The 18,070-nt window shown below is 70.0% G+C and carries 20 protein-coding genes; 14 read left to right on the top strand and 6 right to left on the bottom strand.

What is annotated here, in order from left to right:
- Window positions 1-133 precede the first annotated feature (133 nt).
- A complete protein-coding gene (locus tag ACXAHD_RS25295; protein WP_416553775.1) occupies window positions 134-1,126 on the bottom strand; it encodes a sigma-70 family RNA polymerase sigma factor in 993 nt (330 codons plus the stop codon).
- A 418-nt stretch (window positions 1,127-1,544) separates the two neighbouring features.
- Complete coding sequence (locus tag ACXAHD_RS25290) at window positions 1,545-2,243, bottom strand: dTMP kinase (RefSeq protein ID WP_475053666.1); 699 nt, start codon at window positions 2,241-2,243, stop codon at window positions 1,545-1,547.
- Window positions 2,244-2,517: 274 nt separating this feature from the next.
- On the opposite strand from ACXAHD_RS25290, the gene ACXAHD_RS25285 reads away from it, so the two are divergent.
- The 9 genes from ACXAHD_RS25285 (at window position 2,518) to ACXAHD_RS25245 (ending at window position 10,890) form a co-directional block, all read left to right on the top strand.
- Window positions 2,518-2,808 carry a hypothetical protein gene (locus ACXAHD_RS25285; protein ID WP_475053662.1) on the top strand — a complete coding sequence of 97 codons (291 nt, stop codon included), beginning with the start codon at window positions 2,518-2,520 and terminating at the stop codon, window positions 2,806-2,808.
- Between the two features lie 29 nt (window positions 2,809-2,837).
- Entirely contained in the window at window positions 2,838-3,527 is a 690-nt protein-coding gene (locus tag ACXAHD_RS25280; protein ID WP_281555481.1) for a metallophosphoesterase family protein, read from the top strand.
- A gap of 49 nt (window positions 3,528-3,576) precedes the next feature.
- Window positions 3,577-3,720, top strand: coding sequence for a GPGG-motif small membrane protein (locus tag ACXAHD_RS25275; RefSeq protein WP_199757467.1), 144 nt, complete (start codon window positions 3,577-3,579; stop codon window positions 3,718-3,720).
- A gap of 147 nt (window positions 3,721-3,867) precedes the next feature.
- On the top strand, window positions 3,868-4,326 hold the full coding sequence (locus ACXAHD_RS25270) for a TspO/MBR family protein (RefSeq protein WP_281553735.1): 459 nt from the start codon (window positions 3,868-3,870) through the stop codon (window positions 4,324-4,326).
- A gap of 163 nt (window positions 4,327-4,489) precedes the next feature.
- Window positions 4,490-5,836 (top strand): ABC transporter substrate-binding protein, encoded by a 1,347-nt coding sequence (locus ACXAHD_RS25265; protein WP_475053657.1) that lies wholly within the window; start codon window positions 4,490-4,492, stop codon window positions 5,834-5,836.
- 89 nt (window positions 5,837-5,925) lie between these two features.
- Window positions 5,926-6,990, top strand: coding sequence for a carbohydrate ABC transporter permease (locus tag ACXAHD_RS25260; protein ID WP_281553733.1), 1,065 nt, complete (start codon window positions 5,926-5,928; stop codon window positions 6,988-6,990).
- A 5-nt stretch (window positions 6,991-6,995) separates the two neighbouring features.
- Entirely contained in the window at window positions 6,996-7,964 is a 969-nt protein-coding gene (locus ACXAHD_RS25255) for a carbohydrate ABC transporter permease (protein WP_281553732.1), read from the top strand.
- Window positions 7,965-8,013: 49 nt separating this feature from the next.
- Entirely contained in the window at window positions 8,014-9,081 is a 1,068-nt protein-coding gene (locus ACXAHD_RS25250; protein ID WP_281553731.1) for a LacI family DNA-binding transcriptional regulator, read from the top strand.
- Between the two features lie 135 nt (window positions 9,082-9,216).
- The gene (locus ACXAHD_RS25245) at window positions 9,217-10,890 is read left to right on the top strand and encodes a glycoside hydrolase family 13 protein (protein ID WP_281553730.1); all 1,674 of its coding nucleotides are present in this window, start codon (window positions 9,217-9,219) and stop codon (window positions 10,888-10,890) included.
- Here the strand turns inward: ACXAHD_RS25245 and ACXAHD_RS25240 are convergent.
- The gene (locus ACXAHD_RS25240; protein ID WP_475053652.1) at window positions 10,862-12,289 is read right to left on the bottom strand and encodes an MFS transporter; all 1,428 of its coding nucleotides are present in this window, start codon (window positions 12,287-12,289) and stop codon (window positions 10,862-10,864) included. The two genes, ACXAHD_RS25245 and ACXAHD_RS25240, sit on opposite strands and share 29 nt — an antisense overlap.
- Window positions 12,290-12,389: 100 nt before the next feature.
- Here ACXAHD_RS25240 and ACXAHD_RS25235 point away from each other — a divergent pair, with 100 nt between their 5' ends.
- The 3 genes from ACXAHD_RS25235 (at window position 12,390) to ACXAHD_RS25225 (ending at window position 15,116) form a co-directional block, all read left to right on the top strand.
- Window positions 12,390-12,956 carry a hypothetical protein gene (locus ACXAHD_RS25235; RefSeq protein WP_475053650.1) on the top strand — a complete coding sequence of 189 codons (567 nt, stop codon included), beginning with the start codon at window positions 12,390-12,392 and terminating at the stop codon, window positions 12,954-12,956.
- A gap of 2 nt (window positions 12,957-12,958) precedes the next feature.
- Window positions 12,959-13,612 carry a nucleotidyl transferase AbiEii/AbiGii toxin family protein gene (locus tag ACXAHD_RS25230; protein ID WP_475053647.1) on the top strand — a complete coding sequence of 218 codons (654 nt, stop codon included), beginning with the start codon at window positions 12,959-12,961 and terminating at the stop codon, window positions 13,610-13,612.
- A 205-nt stretch (window positions 13,613-13,817) separates the two neighbouring features.
- Window positions 13,818-15,116, top strand: coding sequence for an MFS transporter (locus ACXAHD_RS25225; protein ID WP_281553725.1), 1,299 nt, complete (start codon window positions 13,818-13,820; stop codon window positions 15,114-15,116).
- Here ACXAHD_RS25225 and ACXAHD_RS25220 read toward each other — a convergent pair.
- Window positions 15,107-15,859 carry a DUF2306 domain-containing protein gene (locus tag ACXAHD_RS25220; RefSeq protein ID WP_421357344.1) on the bottom strand — a complete coding sequence of 251 codons (753 nt, stop codon included), beginning with the start codon at window positions 15,857-15,859 and terminating at the stop codon, window positions 15,107-15,109. The genes ACXAHD_RS25225 and ACXAHD_RS25220 overlap by 10 nt on opposite strands.
- A gap of 81 nt (window positions 15,860-15,940) precedes the next feature.
- Here ACXAHD_RS25220 and ACXAHD_RS25215 point away from each other — a divergent pair, with 81 nt between their 5' ends.
- Window positions 15,941-16,534: a TetR/AcrR family transcriptional regulator gene (locus tag ACXAHD_RS25215; RefSeq protein ID WP_281553723.1), complete on the top strand. Its 594-nt coding sequence runs from the start codon at window positions 15,941-15,943 to the stop codon at window positions 16,532-16,534.
- Window positions 16,535-16,694: 160 nt separating this feature from the next.
- Here ACXAHD_RS25215 and ACXAHD_RS25210 read toward each other — a convergent pair whose 3' ends face one another.
- Entirely contained in the window at window positions 16,695-16,880 is a 186-nt protein-coding gene (locus tag ACXAHD_RS25210) for a DUF397 domain-containing protein (protein WP_281553722.1), read from the bottom strand.
- Entirely contained in the window at window positions 16,871-17,656 is a 786-nt protein-coding gene (locus ACXAHD_RS25205; protein ID WP_421357347.1) for a helix-turn-helix domain-containing protein, read from the bottom strand. The genes ACXAHD_RS25210 and ACXAHD_RS25205 overlap by 10 nt, the downstream gene beginning before the upstream one ends.
- Window positions 17,657-17,845: 189 nt before the next feature.
- Between ACXAHD_RS25205 and ACXAHD_RS25200 the strand changes: the two genes are divergently transcribed.
- Window positions 17,846-18,070 (top strand): hypothetical protein (locus ACXAHD_RS25200; protein ID WP_475053641.1); only part of this gene is annotated, 225 nt, incomplete at its 3' end.

Genomic DNA, 18,070 nt, shown 5'->3' with positions numbered 1-18,070 from the left:
AAAAAGTTGTAGAAACCGTAAGATTGGAAAAAAAACAGCGCCCCCCCCCCCTCAACCCCTCCCCCCGGGCCGTCGGCAGTTCGTCGGTAGTCTGTCGGTTCGTCGGCGGGTCAGGTCGCCTGCGGTCAGTTCGTCAGGCGGCCTGCAGCCCTTCTGCCCGGGCCAGCTCCCGCAGCCGGCCCAGTGCCTGGATCTCCAGCTGACGGATGCGCTCCCGGGACAGCGAGAAGCGCGACGCGACCTCGGTCAGCGAGTGCTCCCGCCCGTCCTCCAGGCCGTACCGGGCCCGCATGATGCCGGCGGACCGGTCGTCCAGGTGGTTGAGCAGGCCCTCGATCCGCTGCCGCTCCAGCCCGGTCAGCACGATGTCCTCCGGCGACGGGGCGTCGCTGTCGGCCACCAGGTCGCCCAGGTTGGTGTCGCCGTCGTCGCCGACCGGGGTGTCCAACGACACCGTGTCCTGCGACCACCGCACCAGCTCGTGCACCCGTTCGACCGGCACGCCGAGCGAGGCGGCGATCTGCTCCGGCTCGGGGTCCGAACCGAGCTCGCGGGTCAACTGGCGGGCGACGTTGCGCATCCGGTTGACGTCCTCGACAAGGTGCACCGGAAGCCGTACGGTCCGCTCCTGCTGGGCGATCGCCCGGCTGATGGCCTGCCGGATCCACCAGGTCGCGTAGGTGGAGAACTTGAAACCACGCTCGTAGTCGAACTTCTCCACCGCGCGGACCAGACCGGTGTTGCCCTCCTGGATCAGGTCCAGCATCGGCATCCCGGACCGGACGTAGCGGCGGGCGATCGACACCACCAGACGCAGGTTGGCCCGGATGAACAGGTCCTTCGCCCGCTCGCCCTCGACGACCAGCCGCTCCAACTCCTCGCGGCTCACCCCGGCCCGCGGCACACCCTGCTCCAGCAGGTGTTCCGCGTACAGGCCGGCCTCGATCGCCTTGGAGAGGTCGACTTCCCGGGCCGCGTCGAGAAGCGGCGTGCGGGAGATCTCATGCAGGTAGACGCCAACGAGGTCCCGCTCCTCGGCGACCTCGTCGGTCCGCAAAGCCATCGTCTTCTCCACGTTGCTCACGGTCCCCTCGTTAACCCCACGTCGTGCCCTGTCACCTGCGATGCGCATCTCCATCAGCCTCTCCCCCGTCACGTCTGCCTCCGATCCGGCGAACCTGATGTGGCAGGCCCCGCCGTATGGCGCCGACACCTACACAACAGATGAGACGCGTCAGGGATTCCGTCTCGTGAGTCGAAGCTGACACGATTGCCTGAATAATTGCTGTGAACGGGATTGGCGTTTCCTGCCAGGCTCCTCGATCGCCGCGCCGCGTCGGGCCGGCCGACGGCCCGATTCATTGAGGTCGGCGGGGTGTGGCAGGCTTCCAGCACACCACGACACCTGGCAAGGCGCAGCGATTCCCGTCACTACCCCTCCTGCGATCCTCGTCACTGCCCGCCGGCCGGTTGGTCCTGGCCAGGAGTACGGCCCGAGCGGGTTGCACGGTTCATCACCGCCCGGGCAGGCACCGACGATCGGGTCACGACGCGCGCGAATCGTCCTGATCCGGCCACCACGACGCGCCGGCCGGCCGCCCGTCGTCCGGCCGCCCGTCGTCCGGCCGCCCGTCGGTCAGCCGCTGCCGGATCTTTGCAGCGACCTGGGCGGCCGGGCCCCGGGCGTCGATCACCACGAACCCGGCGGCCTCCGGCAGCGACCCGTAGGCCGCCGCGCTGGTCGCCAGGAACTCCAGCGACTCGTGGTCGGTGCCCCGAGCGTCGATCCGACGGGCCGCTTCGGCGGGCGGCAGCCAGAGCAGGAACGTCACGTCCGGTCGGGGAAACACCCGGTACGCCAGCCGGGCGAGCCGTTCCCAGCGGCCGGCGCCGTGGGTGCGGATGCTGGCGTACTGGCATACCGCGTACCGGTCCATCACCGCGATCACTCGACGCGAGCCGAGCACCGACCGGGCGATCGCGAGCCAGCGCAGCAACGCCTCCAGGAACATCAGCCCGCCACGGCCGACCATCCGCCGGGCATCCGGGCGGCCGATCCGGACCGCGAACCGGTCGAGCCAGCGTCGACCGCCGGCGTTGCGCCAGTACCGGGCGGGCCGGCCGGCGGCGGTCAGCGCCTCCGCCAGCAGGTGTGCCTGAGTAGTCTTGCCGACCCCGTCGATGCCCACCAACGCGATCCGTCGCAGCCCGTCCGGCGGCGACCAGGCCGGATCGGCGTCCACTGTGCTCCCTGCGGGGTCCGGTGGCGGGCATGGCGGCACGGCTGACGACGTGGACTGTACGGGCGACAGCGGGCGAGACGCGGGCCGGGACGGTGATGGTGGTGACGGTGGCGCATGGGTCACTGTGACGAGCACCTTCCCAACGGTAGCGAGCACGTGCACGTCGTCACCCCGCTCGCCCACTGCCACGCGCCGCGCCGCGCCCGCACGCACGAACCGGCCGGGAACGGGTATGCCACCGACGTGCACCCGACGACAGCCAGGAGGTGGGGCAATGACCCGGACATCGGGGCAGTCGATGCGACAGACCGGGCCGGACCGGCTGGACGGCTACACCGAGGCGGCGGTGCAGCGGATGCTCAGCGAGCACGCCGACATCGCCGAGCAGGGGGTGGGTGTCTCCCGCCGGGACCACAGCCTGGCGCTGTGCGGCGAGGTCGAGAGCGCCCACCGGCGGGCGGAGATCGTCCGGCTGGTGGCCGAGCGCTTTCCCGGCGTACGCCTGATCGTCGACATCGTCGTCAGTCGGACCACCGCGCCCACCGAGGCGGAGGAGTTGTCGTGATCCGCGTCGCGGCTGTCGGAGACGTGCACATGGACAGCGACGTGCTGGGCCGGTTCCGGCCGGCGTTGGCGCAGCTCGGCGACCGGGCCGACGTCCTACTGCTGGCCGGCGACCTGACCCGCCACGGAACGGAGTCGCAGGCGCGGTGCGTGGCCGACGAGTTCGGGGATCTGCCGGTCCCGGTGGTGGCGGTGCTGGGCAATCACGACCACCACTGTGACCAGGTGCCGCAGCTGGTCGGGATACTCAACGACGCGGGGGTCACGGTGCTTGACGGCGACGGCGTGGTGGTGGACTGCCCCGGCGGCCGGCTCGGGGTGGCCGGGGTCAAGGGGTTCGGCGGCGGGTTCGCCGGGCGGTGCGCCAGCCGGTTCGGTGAGCCGGAGATGAAGGCGTTCGTCGCCACCACGGCGGACGCCGCCGACCGGCTAGGGGCGGCGCTGGTCGACCTGGACTGCGATGTACGGGTGGCGTTGACCCACTATTCGCCGGTGCCGGAGACGCTCACCGGCGAGCCGCCCGAGATCTACCCGTTCCTCGGCTCCTACCTGCTGGCCGAGGCGATTGACGCGGCACCGACCGACCTGGCGGTGCACGGTCACGCCCATTTCGGCACGGAGCGGGGCACTACACCCGGAGGGGTACAGGTCCGTAACGTCGCCCATCCGGTGATCAAACAGGCGTACAGCGTGTATTCGCTCGCCGGGTCGGTCCCTTGACCAGACCGGTGAAGGTTTCCGTCGCCGGTCGCAAGGGTATTCAGCGGCCATGGAGCTACTTCTCTGGATTCTCGCAGTCGTCCTGGTCGTCGCCGGCGTTCTCGCGCTGTTCCGTCGGCAACTGCTCTGGGGCATCGTACTGATCGTCGTCGGGCTGCTCGTCGGTCCCGGCGGCGTGAGCCTGTTCGCTTGACGGTGCCGGGCGAACCCCCGGCTCCTTCGACCGACATCGACCTGACCACATCGACCCCGAGCCTGCCGGGGCCGCCGGAACCGGCCCGGTCCTCCCCACCGTGGACCGGCGCCGGCGGCCCCGGCCTGATCTGTTCCTGGAGTCGCGATGCGCTCGTGGTGGGGTTTCCCGGTGTTCCTCGGCCTGGTGGCGGCGGCCGCAGCGGTCGGGGCGTTCGCCGCCCGCGACGCCGGTTCCCGTTACGCCGAACTGGTCCAGCCGTCCTGGGCACCGCCGTCCTGGCTGTTCAGCCCGGTTTGGACCATCCTGTACGTGCTGATCGCCGTCGCCGGATTCACCGTCTGGCGGCGCGCCGGCGTCGGCCTGGCGATCGCCAGTTGGCTGGCCCAACTGGTGCTCAACGCCGCCTGGACACCGCTGTTCTTCGCCGCCGGCCGGTACGGTCTGGCGTTCGCTGAGATCGTGCTCCTCTGGCTGCTCGTCGGTGCCACCGTGGTGCTGTTCTGGCGGGTGTGGCGACCAGCCGCCCTGCTGATGGTCCCGTACTGGGGCTGGGTCACCTTCGCCGCCGCGCTGAACCTGTCCATCTGGCAGCTCAACAGCTGAGTAGCGGGTCAAGGTTTCCGAATCGTTACTGGCTCGTAGCTGGTCAGGACTGGACGCGCTTCCATTGCAAGCGCTTACATATGAAGACGCCCAGACAGCAACCGACCGGCGCAGCCAGACCGCAGGGACGCGGGGCCCGCCGGCTAGGAAGGGAGAACGCTCCATGGCGGTCTTCACCAGACCACGCCAGGCCTTCGCGCTCGCCAGCGTGCTCGGGCTGGCCCTCGCCTCGACGGCGTGTGTTTCCGACAGCGGCACCAGCGCGGACCCGGATTCCGAGGAATGCGCCCCATACAGTGACTACCAGGGCAACGACGGCACCGAGGTGACGATCTACGCCTCGATCCGTGACGCCGAGGCGGACCTGCTCGAGCAGTCCTGGAGCGAGTTCGTCGACTGCACCGGCATCGACATCCGCTACGAGGGCAGTGGCGAGTTCGAAGCCCAGCTGCAGGTGCGGGTGGACGGCGGCAACCCGCCGGACATCGCCTTCATCCCGCAGCCCGGCCTGCTCGGGCGGTTCGCTGAGGCCGGCCAGCTGCAGGCCGCCTCCGACGAGACCAAGGCGATGGCCGAGGCCAACTACAGCGAGGACTGGCTGGCGTACGGCACGGTCGACGGCACCTTCTACGGCGCCCCGCTCGGCTCCAACGTCAAGTCCTTCGTCTGGTACTCGCCCAGCATGTTCGCCGACAACGGCTGGACCGTGCCGGAGACCTGGGACGACCTGATCACGCTCAGCGACGAGGTCGCCGCCACCGGCACCAAGCCGTGGTGCGTCGGGGTCGAGTCCGGTGACGCCACCGGCTGGCCGGCCACCGACTGGATCGAGGACATCATGCTCCGGACCCAGACGCCGGAGGTCTACGACCAGTGGACCACCCACGACATCCCGTTCAACGACCCGCGGGTCGCCGAGGCCGTCAACCAGGCCGGCTCGATCCTCAAGAACGAGGAGTACGTCAACGGCGGCTTCGGTGGCGTGGACAGCATCACCGCGACCTCGTTCCAGGATGCCGGCACCCCGATCCTCGACGGTGACTGCGCGCTGCACCGGCAGGCCAGCTTCTACGCCAACCAGTGGCCCGAGGGCACCGAGGTGGCCGAGGACGGCGACGTCTTCGCGTTCTACTTCCCGACCAACGACCCGAGCGCCGGCCAGCCGGTCCTCGGCGGTGGCGAGTTCACCGTGGCCTTCGCCGACCGGCCCGAGGTCCAGGCGGTGCAGACCTACCTGGCCTCGCCGGAGTACGCCAACAGCCGGGCCTCGCTCGGCAACTGGGTGTCGGCCAACAGCGGGCTGGACATCGCCAACGTGGAGAACCCGATCGACCGGCTCTCCGTGGAGATCCTGCAGGACGAGAACACCACGTTCCGCTTCGACGGTTCGGACCTGATGCCGGCTGCGGTCGGCGCGGGCACCTTCTGGCGCGGCATGGTGGACTGGCTCAGCGGCCAGAGCACCGCCGAGACCCTCGACTACATCGAAGGCTCCTGGCCGACCAGCTGACACCACGCGGCCGGCCCACCCACGAGCACACCGGGGGTGGGCCGGCCGCGCCATAGCTGGCTCCGGTCGACGATCCGTTGGGAGGGCGGATGTACTTCGACTTCGCTGAGCAGTACCCGAAGCTGTTGATGCTGCTGTACGGCCTGATCGCGTTCGTGGTGATCGTCGGCGGCATGCTGCTGTTGCTCGACGCGGTGCCAAGCTGGTTCGCCCGCCGACGGGAGCAGCGGCTGATCGCGGCCAGCGCCGGTGGTGGCGGCGGATCGATGCCGATCGGCCGACCCCGGCGCGGCGGCGAAGGCATGTTCGGCCTGTTCTTTCTGCTGCCGGCCCTGCTGCTACTCGGCATCGGGCTGGTCATTCCGGCCCTGCGCACCACCGTCCTGTCGTTCATGGACGGACGCAGCGAGAACTGGGTCGGCCTGGAGAACTACCGCTGGATGTTCTCCCAGGACGAGATCATCCAGGTGCTGACCAACACCCTGATCTGGGTGATCCTGGTGCCGACGGTGGCGACCGCGATCGGCCTGCTCTACGCGATCATGGTGGACAAGGCCCGGTTCGAGGCGCTGGCCAAGTCGCTGGTCTTCATGCCGATGGCGATCTCCTTCGTCGGCGCCAGCATCATCTGGCGGTTCGTCTACGCGTACCGGGGCGGCGAACAGGAGCAGTACGGCCTGCTCAACTACCTGGTCACCCTGTTCGGCTTCGAGCCGCAGCGCTGGCTGCAGCTCAACGCCCCGCTGAACACGCTGCTGCTGATCGTGGTGATGATCTGGATCCAGGCCGGGTTCGCGATGGTGGTGCTCTCCGCCGCGATCAAGGCGATCCCGGCCGACATCATCGAAGCCGCCCGCCTCGACGGGGTGAACGCCTGGCAGATGTTCTGGCGGGTCACCATGCCGAGCATCCGCCCGGCGCTGATCGTCGTGGTGGTGACCATCTCGATCGCCACCCTGAAGGTCTTCGACATCGTCCGGACGATGACCAACGGCAACTACGACACCGGTGTGATCGCCAACGAGATGTACAACCAGGCGTTCCGTTACGGCCAGAACGGCTACGGCTCGGCCCTGGCGGTGTTCCTGTTCGTGCTGGTCATCCCGATCGTCATCTACCAGATCCGTAACCTGCGCAAGCAGCGGGAGGTGTGACACCCGTGACCACCACCACGCCCCCCGTGGCCGCTCCGGCCAGCAGCGGGGAGGAACGGCCCCGTACCCGGGTCGGCCGGGTCCGCAAGCGGCTCAACACTCCGACGGCGACGATCGTCGCGATCGTCATCGCGGTGATCTGGACCATTCCGACCTTCGGTCTGTTCGTCTCCTCGTTCCGACCGGCTGAGGAGATCCGGACCACCGGTTGGTGGACCTTCTTCACCAACCCGCAGGTCACCCTGCAGAACTACCAGGACGTACTGTTCGGCCGGTCCTCGTCGTCCGGGCAGTTGTCCAGCTACTTCATCAACTCACTGGTGATCACCATCCCGTCGGTGCTGTTCCCGCTGGCCTTCGCGGCACTGGCCGCGTACGCGCTGGCCTGGATCAACTTCCGCGGCCGGGACCTGATCTACATCTGCATCTTCGCGCTGCAGATCGTGCCGCTGCAGATGGCGCTGGTGCCGTTGCTGCGGTTCTTCTCGCAGGGCACCACGATCGGCGGCGTCACCATCACCCCGCCGTGGGGGCTGGACAGCTACGAACGCTATGTCCAGGTCTGGTTCGCGCACACCTGCTTCGCACTGCCGCTGGGGGTGTTCCTGCTGCACAACTTCGTGTCGCAGCTGCCCAAGGACCTGATGGAGGCGGCCCGGGTCGACGGGGCCAGCCACCCGAAGATCTTCCGGACCATCGTGCTGCCGCTGATCGCCCCGGCGCTGGCCGCGTTCGGCATCTTCCAGTTCCTCTGGGTCTGGAACGACCTGCTCGTCGCGTTGATCTTCGCGGGTGGTGAGAGTCGGGTGGCGCCACTGACGGTACGGCTGGCCGAACTCGCCGGCACCCGAGGTGACCAGTGGCAACGCCTGACGTCCGGTGCCTTCGTCTCGATCATCGTGCCGTTGATCGTCTTCCTCTCCCTGCAGCGGTATTTCGTCCGAGGGCTGCTGGCCGGCAGCGTCAAGGGCTGACCAAGGGCTGACGCCGGCCGCGACCGCGCGGATGGCGAGGTGATGATCCATGACCAGAATCGACGACGTCGCCCGGCTGGCCGGGGTCTCCACCGCGACCGTCTCGCGGGCCCTGCGGGGCCTGCCGACGGTCACCGAGGCGACCCGGCTGCGGGTCCTCGACGCCGCCGCGCAACTCGGGTACATCGTCTCGCCCAGCGCATCGCGGCTGGCCGGCGGCAAGACCCGCGCCGTCGCCGTCGTGGTGCCCCGGATCACCCGCTGGTTCTTCAGCACCGTCGTCGAAGCCGCCGAGAACACGCTGCAGGAAGCCGGCTACGACCTGCTGCTGTACAACCTCGGCGGGCGGGAGAACGCCCGGCAGCGGATGATGCTGCACACCGCCAGCCTGCGCCACCGGGTGGACGCGTTGATGCTGGTCGCCACCCCGCTGCACCGGTCCGACTTCGCCGCCATCTCCGCGTTGGGCATGCCGGGGGTGACGGTCAGCTCCGGCACCGGCGTACCCGGCTGGCCCAGCATCCGGATCGACGACGTGGCCGCCGCCCGGACCGCCACCGGCCACCTGATCGGGCTCGGGCACCGGCGGATCGCCCACATCTCCGGCAACTCCGGCGAAGAACTGGCCTTCACCGCCCACCTGGACCGTCGCCGCGGCTACCGGGAGGCGCTGGTCGCGGCCGGCCTCACCCCGGACCCGGCGCTGGACGTGGAGGGCGACTTCACCATCGCCGGCGGCGGGCTGGCCACTACCGAACTGCTGCGCCGCGGCCCGGTGCCGACCGCGATCTTCGCCGCCTGCGACGAGATGGCGCTCGGCGCCATCGCCGTCCTGCGCCAGGCCGGACTGCGGGTGCCGGCCGACGTCAGCGTGATCGGCATCGACGACCACGACGTGGCCCGGGTGGTCGGGCTGACCACCGTCGCCCAACCTGCCGCCGAGCAGGGCCGACTGGCCGCCGGCACGCTGCTCGGCCCACTCGCAGCCGGAACGCCGCCCGGCCCACTCGCAGCCGGCCCACTTGCCGGCACCGCCGGCACGCCGACCGACACGGTGACCCTGCCCACCCGGCTGGTGGTCCGCGAGTCGACCGCGCCACCCCGAGAAACGGGATGACCGCCACCGCGTGAAACCGGGTAACCGCACCGGCCGACCTGGTAAACCCACGTACGAGGCACCGCTGACCCCGCCGCCAGGGCGTTCCTGGCAGCGGGGCAGCCCGCCAACCGAGCTGAGTTGAGGAGCACACTGGTGAACACGCCATCGACCCGTACCCGTGACGGTGCCGGCACCGAATGGTGGCGGGAGGCGGTCATCTACCAGATCTACCCGCGGTCGTTCGCCGACTCCGACGGCGACGGCATCGGTGACCTGCCCGGCGTCGTCGCCCGACTGGACGACCTCGTCGCCCTCGGCGTCGACGCGATCTGGCTGTCACCGTTCTACCCGTCGCCGCAGGCCGACGCCGGCTACGACGTGGCCGACTACCGCGACGTCGACCCGATCTTCGGCCGGCTGGCCGACGCCGACCGCCTGATCGCCGAGGCCCACGACCGGGGGCTGCGGGTGATCGTCGACCTGGTGCCGAATCACACGTCGTCGGCGCACCCCTGGTTCGTCGAGGCGCTCGGCGCCGAGCCGGGCAGCCCGGCCCGGGACCGGTACATCTTCCGCGACGGCCGCGGCCCAGATGGGGACCAGCCGCCGAACAGCTGGCGGTCCGTCTTCGGCGGCCCGGCCTGGACCAGGACCGACAACCCGGACGGTACGCCGGGCCAGTGGTATCTGCACCTGTTCGACGCCGGCCAGCCCGACCTCAACTGGGACTCGACGCAGGTCCGCGACGAGTTCGTGGCCATCCTGCGGTTCTGGCTGGACCGGGGCGTCGACGGCTTCCGGGTCGACGTGGCGCACGGCCTGGTCAAACAGGCCGACCTGGCCGACTGGCACTACCCGGAGGAAACCACCTCCGGCAATCACGTCGACCAGCCCCGGCCGCCGATGTGGGACCAGGACGGCGTACACGAGATCTACCGGCAGTGGCGGTCGGTGCTGGACGCGCACCCCGGTCAGCAGATCCTGGTCGCCGAGGCGTGGGTGCAGCCGGCGGAGCGGCTCGCCGCGTACGTCCGGCCGGACGAGATGCACCAGGCGTTCAACTTCGAGTACCTGGAGGCGGCGTGGACCTCCGAGGCGCAGCGTACGGTGATCGAACGGTCGCTGGCCGCCACCGAGGCCGTCGGCGCGCCCACCACCTGGGTGTTGTCCAACCATGACGTGCTGCGCCACGCCACCCGGCTGGCGCTGCCGATCGGCGCGGCCCGGCCGCGCGGCATCGGCGCGAACGACCCGCAGCCGGACACCGCGCTCGGGCTGCGCCGGGCCCGCGCCGCCACCCTGCTGATGCTGGCGCTGCCCGGCTCGGCATACCTCTACCAGGGTGAGGAGCTGGGTCTGCCGGAGCACACCACGCTGCCGGACGAGGTCCGGCAGGACCCGACCTGGCGGCGCACCGACCACACCGAGCGCGGCCGGGACGGCTGCCGGGTGCCGATCCCGTGGGAGGCGGACAGCCCGTCCTACGGGTTCGGGCCGACCGACGCCAGCTGGCTGCCGCAGCCACCGGTGTGGGCCGAGTACGCCCTCGACCGGCAGCGCGACGTGCCGGGGTCGACCTACGAGCTGTACCGGACGGCGCTGCGGCTGCGCCGCGAGCTGGGGCTCGGCGCCGGCCGGCTGCGGTGGCTGGAGTCGCCGGAGGACGTGCTCGCCTGCTGCGTCGACGAGGTGACCGTGGTGACGAACTTCGGTGTCGAGCCGGTGTCGCTGCCGCCGGGCACCGAACCGCTGATCGCCAGCGGTCCGCTGACCGGCAACGGGCGGGTGCCGACCGACGTCACCGTCTGGGCCCGGCAACGTCAGTGACCGTGGGTTCACCGGCCCGGACGTCGAGCAGGCGGTGCACGTCGGCGATGTCGCCCGGCGCCGACCGGGACGCCAGCCAGTACATGATCCCGGTCGGGATGAAGAACAGCTGGAACACGGCCAGGCCGACGGCGTAGTTCAACGGCGGTGGGACGACACCGCCGACCGCCCGCAGGGCGACCGGCAGCAACGCGTTGCCGGTCGCCCGCCCCACCCCGTTGACCAGGTTGCCGAGGCTGTAGACGGTGCCCCGGTGCTCCGGCGGATTGACGTCGGCGATCAACGCGAACCAGTTCGGCGAGTTCGCCGACGTCAACGCCAGGGCGAGCAGTGCGGTGAGGAAGCTCAGCCCGATCGTCGGCTCGGTGAACACGCCGCGCAGCACGGCGGCGGTCACCGCACCGGCACCCGCGCCGTCCGGCACGTCGATGCGCATCGGGACGAAGAACAACACCAGGTAGAACGGCACCGCCGCGAGGATGCCGACCGCCGCGACCAGGGCCCGACCCCGGGGGGTACGCCGCTGCAGCCGGTCGCCGACCAGCCCGCCGACGATCGACAGCGCGCCGCCGAGTTGGAACAACGTGGCGAAGACGCTGCCGACGATGATCGCCGTACCGGCGGTGTAGCCCTGCTCCTCGGCGCGGGCCCGGAACAGCGCCGGCAGCCAGACCAGCGAGCCGAACGCCACCTGGGCGGTGAGCCCTTGCGCCACCAGCCAGACGTTGGTCCGCCGCCGGGCGATCGTCGGCAGGTCGGCCCGGCTGATCCGGTGCTCGTACTCGCCGCCGGCGGCGAACCGGTCGGCCAGCTCCGGCTGGCTCTGTCCGCGCCGCACGTCGACGGTGAACAGGTACGCGACCGTGGCGACCAGCCCGGCGGCGGCGAGCACCAGGAACGGCCGCCGCCAGTCGGCGTGCCCGAGCAGCCCGCCGAGCAGGGTGCCGGCCAGCGTGCCGACGCCCTGCGACAGCCCCCAGAAACTCATCACCAGGCCCCGCCGGCCGGGGGTGATCAGGTCGCTGACCACGGAGAAGCCGACCGAGGCGACCGCGCCGAGGCCGACGGCGGCGACGAGCTGCGCGGCGAAGAACACCGGGTAGCTGCCGGCGAGGGCGGTACCGGCCGCGCCGAGCCCCCAGATCACCGTACCGGCCATCAGCAGCGGTTTACGGTCGCCGTGGTCGCCGACGTACGCCCAGCCGACCGCGGCGATCGCGCTGACCAGGAACGTCGCGGCGGTGACCGCGCCGATCGCCCCCTCCGGTACGGCGTACGTGTCGGCGATGCTGCCGTACAGCGGCGGGACCAGGCCGATCGCCACGTTGTCCAGCGAGGCGAGCACGATGAACACGACGACGCTGTAGATGCGGTGCGCCCGCCCACCGGTCAGCGTCATGCCGCCGAGTATGGATCAGCGCGCCGTCGATCGGTGCGCCGGCCACCGTCAGTCGAGGAGAATGCCCAGCACGCTTGGCCCAGCCTGATAGGCTTTCCGCATGGGCCAGCACTCCGAGGACGATCTGCGGGCGGTCATCGCCAGATACGAGGCGACCAGGTCAGCCGCTCTGACCTCACGAGACGAGCAGTTGCGGGCGTTCCACGCGGCCGGCTGGCGGCCGGTGGACCTGCAGCGGGTAACCGGATACAGCCGGGAGACGATCCGCCAGGCCCTGCGACCGGAGGTCCGGCAGGCGGCCAACCGCAGCCGACGCAAGACCGCACCGCAGCCGCCAGCGGACTACCGCCCCTACGGGGACCGCAAGCCCTACGTCGTGGCCGACAACCTCACCGCGCTGACCGGCCCGACCGCAGGCGTGGTCACCCTTCCCCGGCATATGGACTGGTCCGGCAACGCGGAGTACGACCTGAGCCGGCCCGCTCGCCTCGCCAGTATGTACAAGGTGGTGCTCGCCGAGGCCGCCACGGTCGACGACCTGAACACCTGGATCAACGCCGACCTGCTCCGGCGGCTGTGGCCCACGCTATGGCTGCCGCCCCAACTGCGGCGACTCTGGGAGGAGACCTTCCCCGAACTTGTCGCCATCGACACGAACGCCGCATAGCAGTGGACGCCTTCCACGAACGACTCGCCCGCACCGGGCTTGCCGCCGCCCGCCGGTACGGTTTCGCACTCGCCGGCGGCTACGCCGTCCAAGCCGCCGGCCTGCTCGAACGCCCCAGTGAGGACGTCGACCTGTTCACGGCCTGGGACCGCCGCGACGAATTCAGCACCGCAGTCACCGCCGTCGTGGATGCCTACCGCGACGAGGGCCTGACCGTCGACATCGAGCGACAGTACGACACGTTCGCCCGCCTGACGGTCTCCGACGGCACCCGTGTCTCGAAGGTGGAGCTGGGTGTGGACTGGCGCGCCAACGAACCCATCCTCATGGCGATTGGACCGGTGCTCCACCCTGACGACGCGGTCACGAACAAGATGAGCGCTCTCTACGGGCGAGCATACGCCCGCGACTTCATCGACATCGACGCCACGCTCCGATCCGGCCGCTACACCCAGGAAGCCCTCCTCGATCTCGCACAGCACGCCGACCGCGGCTTCGACCGACGCATCTTCGCCGACGCGCTGGGACAAGCCAGTCGGCTCGATCCCGACGAATTCGCTCCGTACGGCGTCACCGACCAGGCGCTGGACGACCTCCGCGATCAGTTCGCCGCATGGCGCCGCAAGCTACTCGACGGGCAGCACCCAACGTCTTGACCCGCAAGGTCGTCGAGGCCGGCGGCGAGTTGACACGTCCGTTGCGACCGGATTTCGGCATTGATATGTCCGGCGACGCGGCTCGCGTCTGCTTTCCGCTGGGGCGAGAACCTACTGGCGGCGTGACCGACGGTGTTGGAATGCTATCGGGATGGCCGTTCGGGAAGCTGTGCCGTCGTTCGTCCGGTCTTCGCCGTACTGGCCGGTGGTGAGGCATCGGGTTCTACAGCGGCTGCTTCCCGGGTTCGCGTTGTCGTATGTGGGCGAAGGCATGAGCCTGCTCGCGGTCAGTTGGCTCGCGATCCAGTTGGTGCCTGAGCGCAGCGCCGGGGTCTGGGTGGCGGTGGCGGTCGCCGCATACACGCTGCCGGGCGCGCTCGGCACCGTGCTGTTCGGCCGGCTGCTGAACGGTCGCAGTGGTGCCCCACTAGCGGCGTGGGACGCAGTCCTGCGGGCGGTGGTACTGGCGATGATCCCAGTGGTGTATCTCGCCGGCGTACTCGACATCGCGCTGTACGCCCTGCTGTTGGGGCTTTCCTCGCTGTTGCGGTCCTGGGGGTCGGCGGGCCGGTTCACCCTCATCGCCGAACTGCTGCCGCAGGAACACCGCCTGGCGGGCAATGCGCTCATCGGCCTGTTCGCCGAGGCGTCGATGCTGGTCGGTCCGGCATTGGCGGCGATCCTCATCGGTGTCGGCGGTCCCGTCCTCGTCATCGCCGTCACCGCCGCGACCTTCGCCGTCCTCGCGATCACCTACCTGGTCGCCGTGCCGAGGACCGCCCGTGCCCCGATCGAGCAGCGGCAGGCGTCGAGCCTGGCCGGCTTCACCGCGATTCGGCGCGACCGCACCCTGTTGGGCCTGTCCGCCCTGACCTTCGGATTCTTCTTCCTCTACGGACCGGTGCAGTTGGCGCTACCGATCCACGCCGTGCAGACACTCGGCGGCTCGGTCGGTGCCCTCGCCGCGTTCTGGACGGTGTTCGGGGTCGGAGCGATCGTCGGCGGCTTCGCCGCCGGCTACCTCCGCCGCTGGCCACTGTGGCCGACCACCATCGCCATCGTGCTCGGTTGGGGGGCGGCGCTGCTGCCACTCGGCCTCGGCGCACCCACCGGCATCGCCCTCGCCGCGTTCGCGATCGGCGGACTGATCTGGGCACCGTTCCCCGCCACCACGATGGCCCTGCTGCAACGCTCCACCGACGGCACCATGAGAGCACCCGTACTCGCCGCGTACGCCGCCATCGTGACCCTGTCCGTGCCGCTCGGCACCATGGCCGGCGGGCCACTGATCACCGGCATCGGCGCCCAACCCACCATCGTCGCCTCGGCCGTGCTGACACTGGCCTTCGGCGCGGCGGCGGCAGGTATCGCGTTGTTCAGGGCGTACCGATCGAAGCACGGCAGGCAGGAAGTCCACGACCAGCCAGGCGAGCCCATACAAGGTGCTGACGGCTCGGTCCCGATCGCCGCAGGCACCAGTGCGGCGCACCAGGATCAGCCCTGATCCACGGGCTTCAGGTCGACGAGCCGGAATGAGGGCAGCCCGCGTCGGCGGATCAGCCACTCGGCGACGATCACGTTGGGCAACCAGGACAGGAACGGCACGGCGGCGTAGGCGGTCTCGAACAGCAGGTCCGGGTCCGCGTCCGGTCCGGCGAACGGCAACTGTACGACGATGAGGACGCCGACCCACGAGCGCAGGGTCACAGCAGCGAACGTCAACGCGTAGTTGCGGATCATCCAGGCCTGATGCTGACGCAGGTCCCGCCGCCGCGCGGTGTCGAACCCGCGCCACGCCGTGAACGCCCACAGCAGCGCGACTGCGCCGAACCCGAAGAAGCCGACCATCCGGGCCTGGTTGAACGGCAGCATCACCAGCGCGCTCACCGCCGCGACGCCGACGGTGAGCAGGTACGCCACGCCGACCGAGCGGTGGGCCATCGGCCAGCGGCGGCGCAGTCGCTGGGAGAACTGCCACGGCCCGAGCAGCAGCGCGAGCGACCCGAGGGCGACGTGGACGTAGAAGGCCCACCGGACCGGCAGCGGCGCGTCCACGTAGGTGCGGGCCAGCCCGGCACCGTCGTCGGCGAGGGCGCGCAGGTCGGCGCTGGCGTAGGTGTACAGCGAGAATCCGCCGATCGCGAGCGAGGTGAGCAGCACCGCCGTCCAGCCGGTGCGGGACCGCCGCACCGGTCTTCTGCTGGTCGTTCGCACCGGTGGTGACGCCACCACTGCCGTGTCGCTCATGACCGCCCCCTTGGCAAGTATGTAAGTGCCATTCACAATGTAAGTGACGTCAACATACGGCCTGATGTTAATGTCGTCAACATGGCAGCTGGGGCCACTCGCCGGACGTACCACCACGGAGCGCTACGCGATGCGCTGCTCGCCGGTGCCCGGGAGTTGCTGGCCGAACGCGGCGCGGAGGCCTTCAGCCTCAACGAGCTGGCCCGGCGGGTCGGCGTCAGCTCCGCAGCGCCGTACCGGCACTTCACCGACCGCGAGGCGCTGCTGTCCGCGCTGCGTGACGAGGGGTACGACGCATTCGGTGCCGCTCAGCGCGCAGCCGCCGCGCAGGCAACCGACCCCGCCGACCGGATCATCCGCCTGGTCGCCGCGTACCTGCGCTTCGCCGAGGAGAACAGCGCGATCTTCGGCATGATGTTCCGGTACTGGTCGTGGGCCGAGGTGCGGCCCGACACCTTCGCCCCTCTGGTGGGGGCGGTGGCCGAGGCGCAGGAGGCGGGTTTCCTGCCCGCCGGTCAGTCCGCCACCACGCTGGCCCGCACCATCTGGTGCACCGTCCACGGCCTGACCACCCTGCGTCTCACCGGTGGCCTGACGAAACTCGGCCTGGACGCCCCGACGGACCAGCTGATCCGCGACACGTTCGCGGCGATCCTGCGCGACCCGGCCGGCTGAGATTGACGTCGTCGAGGTGAGGCTGACGCACGCAATATTCGTGTTTTAACGTGCGTCAGCCTCACCTCGACGAACGCGGAGGAGCCCCGGGACCGTGGCGACTGGGGCGGGGTCCTGGGGCTCTGCGTGCTCCGGCTACGGAAAGCGGTTCGTCGCGGGCTCAGGCGTACGCCTTGGCCAGCTCGACGAAGCTCGACCACGACGACGGGGCGAACGCCAACGAGCCGCCGTCGCGGTTCTTGGTGTCCCGGACGTAGACGCGGCCCGGCAGGTTGTCGGCCACCTCGACACAGTTCGCCGAGTCGGACCTGGTGCTCTTGCGCCAACGCGCCTCGGTCAGCTCCATGTCTCGATCGCCTCCATGATCATCTCGTGGGACTGCTGGCCGGGCAGAGCGTACCCCCGGATCGTCTCCCAGTCCTCTTCCAGCGCCTCGGTGGCATCCGTGGCTTCGATCAGCCGCCCTTCCAGGTGGCCTTCGAGGAAGCCGACCGTCCGGCCATCCACGGTCGCGAGCACCATCGGCCCGAGCACCCCTGGATAGCCTCCGGTGGTGAACGGCACGATGTGCACCTGCACGTTCTGCCGCTGGTTGGCGTCGGCGATCGCCTTTAACTGGTCGCGCATCACCTCCGGCCCGCCCACCGACCGGCGTAACACGATTTCGTCGAGCACCACCACCAGTCGGCAGGCGTTGGTGGCCCGGGTGACGATTTCCTGCCGGTCCAGTCGGGCGGCCAGGGTCGGCTCAAGCTCCTCCGGCCTGGTGTTGAGCGCCTGCAACAGAGCACGCGCGTACGCCTCGGTCTGCAGCAGGCCGGGCATCACCATCGGTTGGAAGATCCGCAGCAGTTTCGCGCGGCCCTCGTACTCGACGAACGGGCGGTACCACACCGGGGTCCACTCGCCACGGATGAACTCCCGATAGAACTTCATGAACGCGGTGCCGTACACCCGGTCCACCGCCCCGAGGTAGTCCGGCAGCGCCGGCCGCTCGCCGCGCTCCACCGCTCCGACGTGCGACGCCGAGAAGTGCAGGCGCTCACCCCAGGACTCCTGGGTGAGCCCCAGCATCTCTCGGACGCGACGGAGGTCCTCTACCAGATACTCGCTCGCAGACATAGCCTTTCACGTCCCCCAATTCATCACGGCGCACCACTGACCGGTGCCGGACGATTGCTGGAGCCACCCGTCGGAGCGCCATGGCCACCTAGTCACCCTCGGTCGCCATTCATCTTCCGCCGAGTGGGGCTGGCAGTCCAGGGTGGAAGTTGACGGATACCTCGATCGTCTTCACCCGAAGGGGGAACAGTGCCCAGGAACGACGGCATCGGCGGAACTCCCCGCCTCGCCCGGTACATCTCGTTCAGATCTGCGGACCATTCGGCAGCATCCATTCCCGACCCGCCGGACCGGCTCACCCGGTCCCCCGAGCTGTCCCGGGTGGTCCACGACGCGAACTCGACCGCCCGTACCCACATCCCGAACCCGACCACCGGCGAGTGCCACCGGTGCGGCGGCGTACCCGGCCCCTGC

The organism is Micromonospora sp. ABR4_055, assembly GCF_056160425.1.
The sequence above is the reverse complement of the archived record's forward strand: the minus strand, read 5'-3'. Positions and strand labels throughout refer to the sequence as shown.

Bases quoted from the DNA above. Each gene is read 5' to 3' on its own strand.
- ACXAHD_RS25285 (WP_475053662.1), top strand. From the start codon at position 2,518: ATGACCCGGACATCGGGGCAGTCGATGCGACAGACCGGGCCGGACCGG.
- ACXAHD_RS25280 (WP_281555481.1), top strand. From the start codon at position 2,838: ATGGACAGCGACGTGCTGGGCCGGTTCCGGCCGGCGTTGGCGCAGCTC.
- ACXAHD_RS25275 (WP_199757467.1), top strand. From the start codon at position 3,577: ATGGAGCTACTTCTCTGGATTCTCGCAGTCGTCCTGGTCGTCGCCGGC.
- ACXAHD_RS25270 (WP_281553735.1), top strand. From the start codon at position 3,868: ATGCGCTCGTGGTGGGGTTTCCCGGTGTTCCTCGGCCTGGTGGCGGCG.
- ACXAHD_RS25265 (WP_475053657.1), top strand. From the start codon at position 4,490: ATGGCGGTCTTCACCAGACCACGCCAGGCCTTCGCGCTCGCCAGCGTG.
- ACXAHD_RS25260 (WP_281553733.1), top strand. From the start codon at position 5,926: ATGTACTTCGACTTCGCTGAGCAGTACCCGAAGCTGTTGATGCTGCTG.
- ACXAHD_RS25250 (WP_281553731.1), top strand. From the start codon at position 8,014: ATGACCAGAATCGACGACGTCGCCCGGCTGGCCGGGGTCTCCACCGCG.
- ACXAHD_RS25240 (WP_475053652.1), bottom strand. From the start codon at position 12,289: ATGACGCTGACCGGTGGGCGGGCGCACCGCATCTACAGCGTCGTCGTG.
- ACXAHD_RS25235 (WP_475053650.1), top strand. From the start codon at position 12,390: ATGGGCCAGCACTCCGAGGACGATCTGCGGGCGGTCATCGCCAGATAC.
- ACXAHD_RS25220 (WP_421357344.1), bottom strand. From the start codon at position 15,859: ATGAGCGACACGGCAGTGGTGGCGTCACCACCGGTGCGAACGACCAGC.
- ACXAHD_RS25215 (WP_281553723.1), top strand. From the start codon at position 15,941: ATGGCAGCTGGGGCCACTCGCCGGACGTACCACCACGGAGCGCTACGC.
- ACXAHD_RS25210 (WP_281553722.1), bottom strand. From the start codon at position 16,880: ATGGAGCTGACCGAGGCGCGTTGGCGCAAGAGCACCAGGTCCGACTCG.
- ACXAHD_RS25205 (WP_421357347.1), bottom strand. From the start codon at position 17,656: ATGTCTGCGAGCGAGTATCTGGTAGAGGACCTCCGTCGCGTCCGAGAG.